The organism is Marinactinospora rubrisoli (assembly GCF_042664915.1).
Lineage (GTDB): Bacteria > Actinomycetota > Actinomycetes > Streptosporangiales > Streptosporangiaceae > Marinitenerispora > Marinitenerispora rubrisoli.
In genome coordinates, this window is the sequence record NZ_JBHTBH010000006.1 from 108,861 (window position 1) to 122,491 (window position 13,631).

Annotated in this window: 12 protein-coding genes, 1 tRNA gene and 1 riboswitch; of the genes, 10 read left to right on the plus strand and 3 right to left on the minus strand. The window is 72.9% G+C overall.

Going from position 1 to position 13,631, the window contains the following annotated elements; genetic code table 11:
• Window positions 1-151: 151 nt before the first annotated feature.
• Complete coding sequence (gene cobN, locus ACFQRF_RS13855) at window positions 152-3,883, minus strand: cobaltochelatase subunit CobN (RefSeq protein ID WP_379871488.1); 3,732 nt, start codon at window positions 3,881-3,883, stop codon at window positions 152-154.
• A gap of 60 nt (window positions 3,884-3,943) precedes the next feature.
• Window positions 3,944-4,069, minus strand: a riboswitch (cobalamin riboswitch).
• A 102-nt stretch (window positions 4,070-4,171) separates the two neighbouring features.
• Here cobN and ACFQRF_RS13860 point away from each other — a divergent pair.
• The 7 genes from ACFQRF_RS13860 to ACFQRF_RS13890 all read left to right on the plus strand — a co-directional run bounded on the left by ACFQRF_RS13860 (window position 4,172) and on the right by ACFQRF_RS13890 (window position 10,767).
• On the plus strand, window positions 4,172-4,606 hold the full coding sequence (locus ACFQRF_RS13860; protein WP_379871489.1) for a hypothetical protein: 435 nt from the start codon (window positions 4,172-4,174) through the stop codon (window positions 4,604-4,606).
• A gap of 70 nt (window positions 4,607-4,676) precedes the next feature.
• Window positions 4,677-5,981: an aminotransferase class I/II-fold pyridoxal phosphate-dependent enzyme gene (locus ACFQRF_RS13865; RefSeq protein WP_379871490.1), complete on the plus strand. Its 1,305-nt coding sequence runs from the start codon at window positions 4,677-4,679 to the stop codon at window positions 5,979-5,981.
• A gap of 128 nt (window positions 5,982-6,109) precedes the next feature.
• The gene (locus tag ACFQRF_RS13870; protein WP_379871491.1) at window positions 6,110-6,649 is read left to right on the plus strand and encodes a hypothetical protein; all 540 of its coding nucleotides are present in this window, start codon (window positions 6,110-6,112) and stop codon (window positions 6,647-6,649) included.
• A gap of 363 nt (window positions 6,650-7,012) precedes the next feature.
• On the plus strand, window positions 7,013-7,666 hold the full coding sequence (locus ACFQRF_RS13875) for an ABC transporter permease (RefSeq protein WP_379871492.1): 654 nt from the start codon (window positions 7,013-7,015) through the stop codon (window positions 7,664-7,666).
• Window positions 7,659-8,987, plus strand: a complete 1,329-nt coding sequence (locus ACFQRF_RS13880; RefSeq protein WP_379871493.1) for an ABC transporter ATP-binding protein — start codon at window positions 7,659-7,661, stop codon at window positions 8,985-8,987. The genes ACFQRF_RS13875 and ACFQRF_RS13880 overlap by 8 nt, the downstream gene beginning before the upstream one ends.
• Window positions 8,984-9,766 carry an ABC transporter permease gene (locus ACFQRF_RS13885; RefSeq protein ID WP_379871494.1) on the plus strand — a complete coding sequence of 261 codons (783 nt, stop codon included), beginning with the start codon at window positions 8,984-8,986 and terminating at the stop codon, window positions 9,764-9,766. The genes ACFQRF_RS13880 and ACFQRF_RS13885 overlap by 4 nt, the downstream gene beginning before the upstream one ends.
• A complete protein-coding gene (locus ACFQRF_RS13890) occupies window positions 9,763-10,767 on the plus strand; it encodes a glycine betaine ABC transporter substrate-binding protein (RefSeq protein ID WP_379871495.1) in 1,005 nt (334 codons plus the stop codon). Before ACFQRF_RS13885 ends, ACFQRF_RS13890 begins: the two co-directional genes overlap by 4 nt.
• Before the next feature lie 84 nt (window positions 10,768-10,851).
• Here ACFQRF_RS13890 and ACFQRF_RS13895 read toward each other — a convergent pair whose 3' ends face one another.
• Entirely contained in the window at window positions 10,852-11,313 is a 462-nt protein-coding gene (locus ACFQRF_RS13895; protein WP_379871496.1) for a hypothetical protein, read from the minus strand.
• Between the two features lie 308 nt (window positions 11,314-11,621).
• On the opposite strand from ACFQRF_RS13895, the gene ACFQRF_RS13900 reads away from it, so the two are divergent.
• The 3 genes from ACFQRF_RS13900 to ACFQRF_RS13910 all read left to right on the plus strand — a co-directional run bounded on the left by ACFQRF_RS13900 (window position 11,622) and on the right by ACFQRF_RS13910 (window position 12,847).
• Complete coding sequence (locus ACFQRF_RS13900; RefSeq protein ID WP_379871497.1) at window positions 11,622-11,984, plus strand: ArsR/SmtB family transcription factor; 363 nt, start codon at window positions 11,622-11,624, stop codon at window positions 11,982-11,984.
• Complete coding sequence (locus ACFQRF_RS13905; protein ID WP_379871498.1) at window positions 11,981-12,406, plus strand: SRPBCC family protein; 426 nt, start codon at window positions 11,981-11,983, stop codon at window positions 12,404-12,406. The genes ACFQRF_RS13900 and ACFQRF_RS13905 overlap by 4 nt, the downstream gene beginning before the upstream one ends.
• Before the next feature lie 168 nt (window positions 12,407-12,574).
• Window positions 12,575-12,847 carry a hypothetical protein gene (locus tag ACFQRF_RS13910; RefSeq protein WP_379871499.1) on the plus strand — a complete coding sequence of 91 codons (273 nt, stop codon included), beginning with the start codon at window positions 12,575-12,577 and terminating at the stop codon, window positions 12,845-12,847.
• A 174-nt stretch (window positions 12,848-13,021) separates the two neighbouring features.
• Here ACFQRF_RS13910 and ACFQRF_RS13915 read toward each other — a convergent pair.
• Window positions 13,022-13,094, minus strand: a tRNA-Arg gene (locus ACFQRF_RS13915).
• Window positions 13,095-13,631 lie beyond the last annotated feature (537 nt).

Below are 13,631 nucleotides of genomic sequence, written 5' to 3' on the forward strand. Positions count from 1 at the left end.
CTGTTCTCGTTTCCGTGCCAGAAGCGCTGGGCCGACTCTTTTCACCGGCAGGATCGCGGGAAACGGACGGAATGTCGTTGGCACGGCGTATCCGGGTTCTTGACGCTACGTCCACGAGCCGTGGTGCGCGGACCCGCGCACCACGCCGGTCTCAGCCCTCGCCCTCCAGGTCGCCCTCCAGCCGGAGATAGGTCGCGCGCAGCCGGTCCAGCGTCCGCTCGTCCGGCCGCTCCCACAGCCGCCGGTCGGCGGCCTCCAGCAGACGTTCGGTGATGCCGCGCAGGGCCCACGGGTTGGACCGCTCCAGGAAGGCGCGGTTCTCCGGGTCGAAGACGTAGCTCTCCGCCAGTTTGGCGTACATCCAGTCGTCCACGACTCCGGCGGTGGCGTCGTAGCCGAACAGGTAGTCGACCGTGGCGGCCAGTTCGAAGGCGCCCTTGTAGCCGTGCCGGCGCATGGCGGCGATCCAGCGGGGGTTGACCACCCGGGCGCGGAAGACCCGGCGGGTCTCCTCGGCGAGAGTGCGGGTGCGCACCTGGTCGGGGAGGGCGGAGTCGCCGACGTAGGCCGCGGGGTCGGCACCGGTGAGGCGGCGGACCATCGCGACCATGCCGCCGTGGTACTGGAAGTAGTCGTCGGAGTCCACGATGTCGTGCTCGCGGGTGTCCTGGTTCTTGGCGGCCACCGCGATGCGGCGGAAGGACGCCTCCATGTCGGCGCGCGCCGCGCGGCCGTCCAGGCCGCGGCCGTACGCGTAGCCGCCCCACACCGCGTAGACCTCCGCGAGGTCGGCGTCGTCTCGCCAGTTGCGGGCGTCGATGAGCGGGAGCAGGCCCGCGCCGTAAGCGCCGGGCTTGGAGCCGAAGATGCGCGTGGTGGCGCGCCGCCAGTCGCCGTGCCCCGCGTGGTCGGCCAGCGCGTGGGCGCGCGGGTAGTTGACCTCCGGCGGTTCGTCCAGCTCGGCCACGGCGGTGATGGCGTCGTCCAGCAGGCCGATGACGTGCGGGAACGCATCGCGGAAGAAGCCGGAGACGCGCAGGGTGACGTCGATGCGCGGCCGGCCCAGTTCGGCGGCGGGCACGATCTCGAACCCGGTGACCCGGCGGGAGGCGTCGTCCCAGGTCGGCCGGGTCCCGAGCAGCGCGAGGACCTCGGCGACGTCGTCGCCCTGGGTCCGCATGGCGGCGGTGCCCCACACCGTCAGCCCGACCGAGCGCGGGTACCGGCCGGTGTCGTCGAGGTGGCGCCGCACCAGGGAGTCGGCGAGCGCCTGGCCGACCTCCCAGGAGTTGCGGGACGGAACGGCCTTGGGGTCCACCGAGTAGAAGTTGCGGCCGGTCGGCAGCACGTTCACCAGGCCACGGGTGGGCGACCCGGACGGCCCGGCCGGCACATGGCCGCCGTCCAGAGCGTGCAGCACGGCCTCGACCTCCCCGCCGGTCGCCGCGAGCCGGGGCACCACCTCCTCGGCGGCGAACGCCAGCACCCGCTCGGCGTCCGGGGCCGGCCGGCCGAGCACCTCCCCCAGCACCGTGCCGGCCTTGTCCGCGACCCAGCCCAGCGCCTCCATCCGCTCCACCGCGCGGCGGGCCAGCGTGTCGACGAGGTCGAGGGCGTCCGAACCGGTCCGGGCCGGGCCCTCGACCAGTTCGGTGAGCGCCGCCGGCACGGCGACGGGAGCGCCGGGCTCGGCGAGCAGCGCCCGCTCGTCCAGGCCGAATCGGGCGGCGATCGCCGCCCGCAGGCCGGGCAGCGCACCCGCCTGGTTGGCCCACACCTGAGCGGCGCGCAGCACCGCGAGCACCAGGTTGACCCGCGCCTCCCCCTCGGGCGCGACACCGAGGACGTGCAGGCCGTCCCGGATCTGGACGTCCTTGATCTCGCACAGGTAGCCGTCGACGTGCAGGACGAACTCGTCGAACTCCTCGTCCCCCGGCATCTCGGTGGTGTGCAGGTCGTGATGGAGTTCCGCGGCCTTGATCAGCGTCCAGATCTGAGCCCTCAGGGTGGGCGCCTTGTCGGGGTCGAGGTCGCTGACCAGCGCGTACTCGTCCAGCAGTTGCTCCAGCCGGGCGATGTCGCCGTAGGTGTCGGCGCGCGCCATCGGCGGGACGAGGTGGTCCACGACGGTGGCGTGGCCGCGGCGCTTGGCCTGGGTTCCCTCGCCGGGATCATTGACGATGAACGGGTATATGAGCGGCAGGTCGCCCAGGACGGCGTCCGGCGCGTCCTCCGCGGACAGCCCCAGCCCCTTGCCGGGCAGCCACTCCAGCGTGCCGTGCTTGCCGAGGTGGACCACGGCGTCCGCGCCGAAGCCGCCGGCCTCGCGCGGGGTCTCCAGCCACCGGTAGGCGGCCAGGTAGTGGTGGGAGGGCGGCAGATCGGGGTCGTGGTAGATGGCGATGGGATTCTCGCCGAAGCCGCGGGGCGGCTGGATCATCAGCACGACATTGCCGAAGCGCAGGGCGGCCAGCACGATCTCCGGGCGGCCGGACGATTCATCGACGTACAGTTCCCCGGGTGGCTCACCCCAGTGCTCGGTGATGCCGTCGCGCAGCGGCGCGGGCAGCGCGCCGAACCAGCGGCGGTAGTCCTCCAGCGGCACGCGCGCCGGGGCCTGGGCGAGCTGGTCCTCGGTGAGCCACTCGACGTCGTGGCCGCCGGCCGCGATCAGCGCGTGGATGAGCGGATCGCCGTCGTCCTCGCGCCGGTCCTCCCCGGCCGCGGGCGGGCGCCAGAGGCGGTCGTCGCCGCCCAGGTCGTAGCCGCGCGCGGCGAGCCGCCGGAACAGCCGCACGGCCGAGGCCGGGGTGTCCAGCCCGACCGCGTTGCCGACCCGGGCGTGCTTGGTGGGGTAGGAGGAGAGCACCACGGCGAGCCGGCGCTCGCCCGGCGGGACGGCGCGCAGCCGGGCGTGCCGCACCGCGATGCCGGCCAGGCGGGCGCACCGTTCGGGGTCGGCGGCGTACACCGAGATGCCGGTGGCGGGGTCGGGTTCCTTGAAGGAGAACGGGACGGTGATGAGCCGGCCGTCGAACTCGGGGATGGCGACCTGCATTCCGGCGTCCATCGGGGTGAGCGCGGCGTCGGAGGCCAGCCAGGCCGCCCGGCCGGAGGTCAGGACGAGGCCCTGCAGGATGGGGACGTCCAGCGCGGCGAGCGCCCCGGCGTCCCAGGTGTCCTCGTCGCCGCCGCCGCTGGCGTCGGCGGCCACCGCACCGCCGGCGGCGAGCACCGTGGTGATGACGGCGTCGGCCCGGCCGAGCAGGTCGAACAGCCCCGGGTGGCTATCGCGGGACACCCCGCGCAGCGAGCCGGTGAAGATCGGCAGTGGGGCGCCGCCGGCCGACTCGATCGCGGCGCACAGCGTGTCGACGAAGGCGGTGTTGCCGGCCAGCTCGTGGGCGCGGTAGAAGACCACGGCGACGGTGGGCCGGCCGGGGTGCGCGGCCGGTGCACCGTGCACCCCGTACTCCGGCATGGGCCGCGGCGGCTCGAAGCCCTCGCCGGTGAGCAGCACCGTGTCGGAGAGGAACCGCGCGAGCTCACGCAGGTTCGCCACGCCGCCCTCGCGCAGGTAGCCGTGCGCGTCGGCGGCGACCCCGGACGGCACCGTGGACAGCCGCACGAGCTCGGCGTCCGGGGTCGTCTCGCCGCCCAGGGCGACGAGGGGAACGCCGCTGGCGCGGAGCGCGTCGAGGCCCTGCGGCCATGCCTCGCGACCGCCGAGGAGCCGGAGGACGGCGACGTCCACCCCCTCCAGCAGGGCGGGCAGGTCGGCCGGGCCGGTCCGGGCGGGGTTGGCGGTGCGGTATCCGGCGCGGGCCGCGTGGGCGGCGAGCAGCTCGGTGTCGGCGGTGGACAGCAGCAGGATCGTGGCCATGCCTGGTCCTCACTCCCTGTCGGGGTCCTCGCCCCGGGACGGAACGTGCGCGGCGCCGCGAAGTCTCCTGGCTCGGGTCTCGCCACCCGCCCCGGCCTTCCCACCGCTCGCGCGGCAGTGGCCCCTGGTGAGGCGGGCTCCTCCCTGACAGTTGCGGGACAGCCACGGATTCGCACCGTGTTCCTTCGGTCGCCGGGTCCCATCCTGGCAGAGCGGCCTCTCCGGACCGACCGCGGGCGGGCACGGACCACGTCGCCAGGCGGTCGCGTCCTCGCCGCGAGTGGCGGCGTGGGCCTGATCGTGTCGCTGGGTCCGGCGCCGGTGTCGGTGGTCCAGCCCGCGTTCGCGGGCGGCGTCGCGACCGGCCTGCTGGTGGCGGCCCTGCCGTCCGGCGAACCGATCACCCCGGGCGAGCGCCTGGCACTGGGCGCGATGCCGCTCGCGCTGCTGCTCCTCGCCCTGTCCAGCGGCGAAGCGAGCGGCGAACCCGGTCGCACCGCCGACCACACTCTGCTGCTCGCGGTCAGCCTGGGTTCGCTGCCCGCCGCCATCGCCGTCGCCCTGCTCGCGGGCGCCCGGCGCGCCTCCGCCACCCGCTGGGCGGGGCGGTGGGGATCGCACTGTTCCAGACCGCCACAGCTTTCCTCTTCGAGGAAATTAACTTCCGCATCGTGGTTAACAAGAGGGACGAAGATCGGTATAACGGGACAGGTCGCCACGTGATCAGGGCGCGGCGACGCGGCACGGTGCACGCCGTGCGCCACCGGCACCCACGCAGAGAGCAGGCGACACCATGGCGGATCCACTCGTCCCATGGGCGGCACCCCACATCCAGGCCCGGCTGGCCGAGATCGAGTCGGGTTTCACCGGCTTCTCGGTCGACGCCGTCGAGGCGATGGTGTGGGAGCGGCTGGCGGGGCACCGGCACGCCGTGGACGACACCGGGATCATGCTGTACGCGGGCACGAACGCCATGAGCCCGCGCGCCGCCGCGGTGCACAGCGCCGCGCTCGGTGGACGGCCGAGCATGGGCTGGCCGGGCGAGAAGCGGCAGACGGGGCTGGAGCACCTGGAGGTCATCGAGACCCTCGCCCAGCGCCTGACGGCCCAGGCGTTCCGGGCCCGTTACGCCGAGGTGCGCATCCAGAGCGCGACCTTCGCCAATCTGGCGGTCTACACGGCCTTCACCGAGCCCGGGGACACGATCGCCGCGCTGTCCCCCGCGGCGGCGGGTCACATGAGCCACCGGGCGCCCGGCGCGCCCGGCGTGCGCGGCCTCAACGTGGTCGATCTGCCCTACGCACCGGACGACTTCGACGTCGATGTCGCGGCGCTCCCGGCCTTCCTCGACCGGCACCGACCCCGGCTCGTCGTGGTCGGCGCGAGCGTGATGCTCTTCCCGCACCGGCTGTCCGACATCGCCGCCGCCGCGCACGACGCCGGGGCCCTCGTGCTGTACGACGGTTCGCACATGGCGGGACTGATCGCCGGTGGGCGGTTCCAGGACCCGCTGGCCGAGGGCGCCGACATCTTCGACGGCTCCACCTACAAGTCGTTCGGCGGGCCGCCCGGCGCCGTGATCTGCACCAACGATCCGGCGCTCGCCGAACGGGTCTCGGCGGCCGTGTATCCGACCCTCACCGCCAACTTCGACCCGTCCCGGCTGGCCCCTCTGGCGATCGCCGCCGCCGAGGCGCTGGAGAACGGGCGGTCCTACGCCGATCGCTGCCTGGCCAACGCCCGTGCGCTCGCGGCGGCGCTGCACGAGCAGGGTTTCCAGGTTCTGGCGGCGGACCGTGGCTTCACCCGGTCGCACCACATCGTGGTGGACGCCCGCCCGCTGGGCGGCGGGCGCGCGGCGGCACGGCGGCTCGCCGAGGCGGGCGTGTACCTGTCGGCCGCCGGCCTGGCGGGCGCCGCGACGGCCGAGCCTGACTCGGGCCTGCGGATCGGCACCCAAGAAGTGACGAGGCGCGGCCTGACCGAGGAGGATCTGCGGCAGGTCGCCGCCTGGATGGGTGATGTGCTGCTGCGCGGTGCCGACCCGCCGGCGATCCGCGCGGCGACGGCCCTGCTGCGCCGGCGCCGGGCCGGGTGACCGGCGGTTCCGCGCCACCGGGACGGCGTGTTCCGGGCCGTCGGGCCGTCTGGCCGGGCACGGCCTGACGGCATTCTGTTACCCGGAAGCGACTCTGCCGCCGGAAACCTTTGCGAGAATTCGTAGCCATGACCCATTACCCCGAGCCGCCCATGGGATCAGGCGATCCGCACCACCAGACCGGTGGCGACCCCTTCGCCTCCGGCCATCCCTCCGGCGGCCATCCCTCCGGCGGGCTGGTGCCCTACAACCAGACCCCGCAGACCGGCGGCTGGCAGGCGCCTCCCGGGTACCAGACCACCCCGCCCGGCGGCGATCCGACGCTGACCACCATCGGCGACATCACCGTGACGCAGACGCAGATCATCACGCCGGGCGGGACGTTCCCGCTCCGCGGCAGCACCTGGACGATCAACAACCTGGTGCAGAGCGAGCAGAAGATGCCGACCTGGGCGCTGCTGCTCGCCCTGCTCGGCTTCCTGTTCATCTGTGTGTTCAGCCTGTTCTTCCTGCTCGTCAAGGAGACCCGGGTCTCCGGCACCGTGCAGGTGGCGGTGCGCAGCGGGCAGCACTACCACGTGACACAGATCCCGGTGCACAGCCAGGCGCAGGTCAACCAGGTGCACCAGAACTTCAACTACATCCGGTCGGTGGCCGCCGGCGCGTGAGCCGGGGGGCGCGCGTCGCCGCGACGCGGTGCGCCGCCCGACCGCCCTGAGACCGGACGGCGCGACCTGCGGCGCCCGTCCTCCCCGCGCCGAGGGGCGGCAGGACTCCGCGGAGCGGCCCCGTGCCGCCCCCCTCCGCGGGAGTCCGCCCCGGCCATGACCCGCCCCGGGGCGAACCGCGTGCACCTCCGGCCGCGCCGGGTTCGGCCATGCCACCGCGAACCGGACAGCACGCCCCCTTTAGTAACAAAAGCGTCACCCTTATCCCGGGATGCGCGTACGCGCCCGCGCACCGGTAAGGAAGCGGCGCATGACCAAAACCGCAGCTCCGAAGTCCGTGCGGCCCCGGGAGGCGGCCACACCGTGACGCTTCCGGAGTACATCGCCAGCCGCTTCGACATGCTGGTCTTCCAGGCCGTCCAGCACGCGAGCATGGTCGCCCAGTGCGTCCTGGTCGCCGCGCTGCTCGGCATCGGGCTGGGCATCCTCGTGCACCGCGACGCACGGGCGGCGGCGCTCGCCACCGGCGCGACCAGCGTCCTGTTCACCGTCCCCTCGCTCGCCATGCTGGGCCTGCTCATCGCCCCACTCGGACTCGGAGTGGCGCCGAGCGTCACGGCGATCGTCCTGTACGCGCTGCTGCCCATCCTGCGCAACACCATCGTCGGCCTCAACGGCGTGGACCCCGCGCTCGTGGAGGCGGCGCGCGGCATCGGCATGAGCCGATCGCGGGTACTGGTCCGCGTCCGCCTGCCCCTCGCCTGGCCGGTCATCCTCACCGGGCTGCGGGTGGCCACCCAGCTGGCCATGGGCATCGGCGCCATCGCCGCGTTCGTCTCCGGCCCGGGACTGGGCGACCAGATCTTCTCCGGGCTCGCCCGCATCGGCGCCGCGAACGCCCTCAACGCCACGCTCGTCGGGACGCTGGGCATCGTGCTCATGGCCCTGCTGTTCGACGCCCTCTTCGTCCTGATCGGCAAGCTGACCACCTCACGGGGGATCCGCAGTCATGCCTGAGACCACTGACCACCCACAGTCCCTGGCCGCACTCGCGGCGGACGGAGGCGGGACGGCCGGTGTCCCGATCGAACTGATCGGGGTGACCAAGCGGTTCGGCTCCGCCGCCCCCGCCGTCGACGACCTCACCATGACCATCCCGGCCGGCGAGATCGTCGTCCTGCTCGGGGCGTCCGGCTGCGGCAAGACCACGACCATGCGCATGATCAACCGGCTGATCGAGCCCACCTCCGGCCGCATCCTGATCGGCGGGCTGGACGCCCGCGCCCAGCAGCCGGACGAGCTGCGCCGGCACATCGGCTACGTGATCCAGCAGGCCGGGCTGTTCCCGCACATGACGGTGGCCGGCAACATCGCGCAGGTGCCGATGATGCTCGGCTGGGACCGGCGGCGCACCGCCCGGCGGGTCGATGAACTGCTGGACCTCGTCGGGCTCGCCCCCGGCGAGTACCGCGACCGCTACCCTCGTCAGCTCTCCGGCGGCCAGCAGCAGCGGGTCGGCGTCGCGCGGGCGCTCGCCGCCGACCCGCCGGTGCTGCTCATGGACGAGCCGTTCGGCGCGCTCGACCCCATCACCCGCGAGAACCTGCAGGAGGAACTGCTGCGGCTGCAAGGCGAGCTGTCCAAGACCATCGTGTTCGTCACCCATGACGTGGACGAGGCGCTACGGCTGGGCGACCGCATCGCCATTCTCGGCGCCGGATCGCGGATCGTGCAGTACGGGACCCCCGAGGAGATCCTCGCCGATCCGGCCGACGCCCACGTCGAGCAGTTCCTCGGCGGGAGGTCCGCCATGAAGCTCCTCGGGCTGACCCGGGTCCGTGACGTCGTCCTGGACGACCAGGTCCGCGCCGGAACCGGCGACGACGTCGCCGGCCTGCGGCACCGGCTGCGCGACGCCGGGGCCGAGTGGGCCATCGTGCTGGACGAGAACGACCGCCCGATCCGCTGGGTGGGCCGCGCGGACCTGGACGGCGGCTCCGGCCCGGTCGGCGCGCTTCCGCCCGGTCCGGACGGCCGGATCGACACCGTGCTCTCCGCGGGGTCGACACTCCAGGAGGCGGTCGAGGCGCTGCTCAACGCCGACCGGGAGGTGGTCCCCGTGGCCGGAGCCCACGGCGGCTACGTGGGCGCCGTGACGCTGACGACCGTACGGCAGGCGGTGCAGGAGGTCAGAGAGCGGCGACGGCCACCCCGGCCCGGGCGCACGACGGCGGCCGGAACGCCTCCCGCGCCGGACACCGGCGCGCCGTCGGCGGACTCGGTGGCGCTGGCCGCCGCGGGCGAGGCCGACGGGCCGGACCGGGCGGACGCCCGATGAGCGCGGTCGACGCGCCCGCGGCGCGCACCGGCGGCGAACCGGCCGCGGCACCGCTCGGAGCCGGCCGGCGGGCGCTGCTCACCCCCGCCTGCATCCTGCTCATCGGCCTGGCCGTGGTGGCCTACACCCAGACCGCCGACCTCGACTCGACGGAGGCGCGATCCCTCAATCTGCCGCACATCGCGGTCAAGACGTGGGAGCACATCGGGCTGACCGCGGTGTCCACCGTCCTGGTGCTCGCGATCGCCGTCCCGCTGGGGGTGCTCACCAGTCGCCGGTGGATGCGGTGGTCGACGCCGGGAGTGCTGGCGGTGGCCAACATCGGTCAGTCGGCCCCGCCGGTGGGCGTGATAGTGCTGCTGGCGATCGCGGCCGGCATCGGCTTCTGGCCCGCGGTGGCCGCCCTGGTGCTCTATGGCATGCTGCCCGCCTTGCGCAACACGATGGTCGGCCTGCAGCAGGTCGACCCGGCGCTGGTCGAGGCCGCCCGCGGAATCGGCATGTCGGCGTGGCGGACGCTGCTGCGGGTGGAACTGCCCCTCGCGGTCCCGGTGATCCTCGCCGGCGTGCGCACCACCCTGGTGCACAACGTGGGGGTCGCCGGGCTCGCCGCCTTCATCAGCGGCGGCGGCCTGGGCGAACTCGTGGTGTCCGGGGTCAACACCAGCCGGGTCGCCACGCTGGTGGTCGGGTCGCTGCTCATCGCGCTGCTCGCGCTGCTCGTCGACTGGATCGCCGGAGTCGTGACCGCCGCACTGCGACCGAAGGGACTGTCATGAGCGCGCACGCGCGCGGCACCCGGCTACTCGCCGCCGCCCTCGGTGTCGCCACCCTGACCGGCGGCTGCGGCCTGCAGGCCGCCTCCCAGTACATCCCCGACGTGCAGCCCGGCTCGATCCGGTACTACCCGGAGCTGGAAGGCGTGGCGGTCCGGGTGGCCTCCAAGGAGCTCACCGAGCAGCTGATCCTCGGCAAGATCGCGGTGCTGGCGCTCGACGCCGCCGGTTTCGACGTGGTCGACCGCACCAACATCCAGGGCAGCGACAACGCCCGGCGCGCCATGCTCGCCGGCGAGAGCGACCTGATGTGGGAGTACACCGGCACCGCGTGGCTGATCTACGAGGGGCAGGAGGAGGTGCTGAAGGACCCACGGGAGCAGTACGAGCGAATCAGGGACCTCGATCTGGAGCGCAACGGCATGGTCTGGCTGGACCCGCCGGCGCCGCTGGACAACACCTACGCGATCGTGGTGACCCCCGAGACCGCCGAGCGCTACGACCTGGCCGGCGTCTCCGACATCGAGAACATCCCGTACGCCGAACGGTCGCTGTGCATGGACACCGAGTTCTTCAACCGCGACGACGGGCTGGCGTCACTGCGGGACGACTACGACCTGACCGAGGCGGAGTTCCCGTCCAGCGGCGACGTCATGACGTCCGGCGTGGTGTACTCGGCCGTCGACCGCGGCTCGTGCACGCTGGGCTCGGCCTACTCCACCGACGGCCGGATCGACGCGCTCGGTCTCACCATGCTGGAGGACGACCGCCAGGCGTTCCCGATCTACAACCCGGCGGTGAACGTCCGGCAGGAGTTCGCGGACCGGTACCCGCAGCTCACCGAGATCTTCGCGCCGATCGCCGAACGGCTGGACAACGAGACCATCATGCGGCTGAACGCCAGGGTGGACGAGGAAGGGCAGGACCCGGTGTTCGTGGCGCGCGACTGGATGGTGGAGGAGGGGTTCATCGAGGAGGGCGACTCGCTGCTGGCCGGCGACTGACCGCGCCGGCGCCCGGCCGGCGGATGCGGGGCCACGGAGGGGAACGCGGTCCCGCACCCGGCTCGGGCCGCCGCGGCCGCGCGGCTACTCCGGCCCGGCCGCCCCGGCCGGGTCCCGCCCGGCATCGCCGGTGAGATGGTCGATCAGCACGTGACGGGCGTAGGGTGCCAGCGGCTGGTCCCCCGCCCGCTCGGCGAGGGCGGCCGCCTCCTCGGCGTCCAACGTGATGGTCAGCGAGCGCGCACCGTCCGGCGGCGTGCGCCCCAGACCGAGCATCCGGCGGTGCAGGCTCTCCAGCGCCTCGGGCGGCAGCTTGCCATAGGCCGCTTCGAGCTGGAACAGCCATTCGCGCGTCTCCAGCCAGCGGGCATGGCGCCCCGCCAGGACGCGCAGGTAACACTGCACCCCCTGGCCGCCGGCGGCGCGCTGGAGCTCGGCGTGGGTGCGTGGGTCGAGCGAGAGGACGACGTCATGCCGCCGGCCGTCGGCGGCCGGAGCCGTGGTCGCAGGGGTGGACGGAGTTTCGGACAGGGCGGTGCTGCTCACCGGAGCCTCCTGTGCGGATCGCGACAGAACGAGGACGCCCACAGCCGGATGGCCGGGACGAACGGCGGTGCACTCACCTGGTGGGCTGGCGACGCTGGTGCTCCCGCGGACCGGCGTACCTCCGGACCACGGCCCCACGATCCTTCGACCGCTGACGGTTACCGACTGTACGCGCTGCGTAGCCGGAAATCCAGTGCGTTCCCCGGTTTTCCCGCTCCCCCTGACGGCACGCTCGCGCGAACAGGCCGCCAGCATTTCTCGTTTATATACCCTTGCCAGTATATAACCGTTCGGCTATATTCACTTGCGTGTCCGCCCCACCCGCCGCCGCCTTCCAGGCACTGAGCGACCCGACCCGGCTGCGCATCCTCGACCTGCTCCGCGACCACCCGCGATACGTCGGCGAACTCGTCGAGGAACTCGCCATCAGCCAGCCGCGGGTCTCCAAGCACCTGCGGGTCCTGCGGGAGGCCGGCCTGGTCACGGCCCACCCCGACGCCCAGCAGCGCCGCTACGAACTGCGCACGGAGCCCCTGGCCGACCTGGACGCCTGGCTGGCCCCCTACCGCAGGCTGTGGAACGACCGCCTGGACGCCCTCGAACGGCACCTGGCCGCCACGCCGGACACCACCGATCCCGAACCACCGACGACCGAGGGGAACACCTCATGACCATCCACACCATCGACGGCCGCCCCGCCCTGCGCTTCGAACGGCGTCTCCCGCATCCCCCGGAGCGGGTCTGGCGAGCCGTCACCGACCCCGCCGAACTCGGGCAGTGGTACCCCCTCCGGGTCACCGAACTGGATCCCCGCCCCGGCGGCCGACTCGTCTTCGACGACGGAGCGGACGGCGTCATCACCGGCGAGATCACCGACTTCGAACCGCCCCGCCTCTTCGCCTTCGACGAGCACGACCCCGAGGGCCGGGGCCGCGCCTTCAATGACCACGCCCGCATCGAACTCCACCCCGACGCCCAGGGGTGCCTGCTGGTCTTCACCCACGTCTTCGCCGATGCCACGAACGCGGAAAGTTACTCCCGTGGCTGGGAGGAGTGCCTGGACGCCCTGGTGACCGCCCTCGACGCGGGGTGACGTCCGCATCCGCCGTGGATTCCTGTCGCCGACCGGGGGATCTTTCGGGTGATCTCAATATACGGCCAGGTCGCAACGGGCGTAGGCGACGTGGTCGGGGTTGTCGGCGGCCGGCCGGGGAGGTGCAATGAACCCCGTCAATCCGTAACCGTAGGTAATGGGAGCGCTATGGAGCGTTTCGCCGTGTTCCTCGCCGCCGTCGGCCTCGCCCTGACCGCCGCGGGCCCCGCTCAGGCGGCCAGTGGCACACTCATCCTCAACGGCCGTGCGATCGCCAACCCCCAGGGCTGCTACGACTCCGAGCCGCGACCGCTGCGGATCGAGAACCGGACGAACCAGGTCGTCATCGTCCACGGCCTGCCCGGATGCGGAGGACCGATTCGCGGGTTCGTCGAACCAGGCCAGACCACGGTCGCCGGCGCCAGCGTCTCCGTCCAGTAGCACACCGCGCGGCCCCGGCGCCCGCACGGGGCCGCGCCCGAAGTCACGGGGCGGCGCACGCGGACACCGTTCCGGCTGAACTCGCCGCGGCACTCGTGCACTGATGAGACGGGGACCCGCTCCCTACCGGATCCCGTCGAGCGCCACCGACCGGAATGCGCAGGTCAAGCAGGGCGCGCCCGGCAGGATTCGAACCTGCGACCGTCGGATTAGAAGTCCGGTGCTCTATCCACTGAGCTACGGGCGCCTGGCTTGGTCGTTACAGACCAGGCACTTTACCAGTCCGGGACGATTTTACCGGGTTTGCACATCGGTGTGTCAGTACAGGATCCGTGGGACTCACTGACCTGCGGGGAGACCGATGTCCGCTCTCGGCGGCGGCACCAGGACCGCGGTCCGCCGATCGCGCGTCCCGCGACAGATCACCCGAAACCATCACGCGCTCTCGCGGCACGATCACCATGTTCGCGCAGTATCACGCGAAACACGAACGCCGCTCGCTGCCACGCGGGCGAGCGCGGAACACGTTCGGTGCCGCCCCGGGCACGGCCGCACCACCGTATGCGCCGTGACAGCGGCGATCGGCGCTCGCAAGCGCGGGCGGCGCAGGGCCCGGCCGGTGAATGGAGAACGCCCGGGACCGCCGACGCGGTGGCCGGGTCCGGACACGGTCCGCCCGAGGACGACGCCGTGGGTGCGACGGAACGGCGATTACCACGTCCACCACTGTCCGAGGGCCAGGAGGACCACGGCGAGCAACATCGACACCACCCCCTTCCTTCGG

Coding starts and splice junctions, on each gene's coding strand:
- cobN (WP_379871488.1), bottom strand. CDS start 3,883: ATGGCCACGATCCTGCTGCTGTCCACCGCCGACACCGAGCTGCTCGCC.
- ACFQRF_RS13865 (WP_379871490.1), top strand. CDS start 4,677: ATGGCGGATCCACTCGTCCCATGGGCGGCACCCCACATCCAGGCCCGG.
- ACFQRF_RS13870 (WP_379871491.1), top strand. CDS start 6,110: ATGACCCATTACCCCGAGCCGCCCATGGGATCAGGCGATCCGCACCAC.
- ACFQRF_RS13880 (WP_379871493.1), top strand. CDS start 7,659: ATGCCTGAGACCACTGACCACCCACAGTCCCTGGCCGCACTCGCGGCG.
- ACFQRF_RS13885 (WP_379871494.1), top strand. CDS start 8,984: ATGAGCGCGGTCGACGCGCCCGCGGCGCGCACCGGCGGCGAACCGGCC.
- ACFQRF_RS13890 (WP_379871495.1), top strand. CDS start 9,763: ATGAGCGCGCACGCGCGCGGCACCCGGCTACTCGCCGCCGCCCTCGGT.
- ACFQRF_RS13905 (WP_379871498.1), top strand. CDS start 11,981: ATGACCATCCACACCATCGACGGCCGCCCCGCCCTGCGCTTCGAACGG.
- ACFQRF_RS13910 (WP_379871499.1), top strand. CDS start 12,575: ATGGAGCGTTTCGCCGTGTTCCTCGCCGCCGTCGGCCTCGCCCTGACC.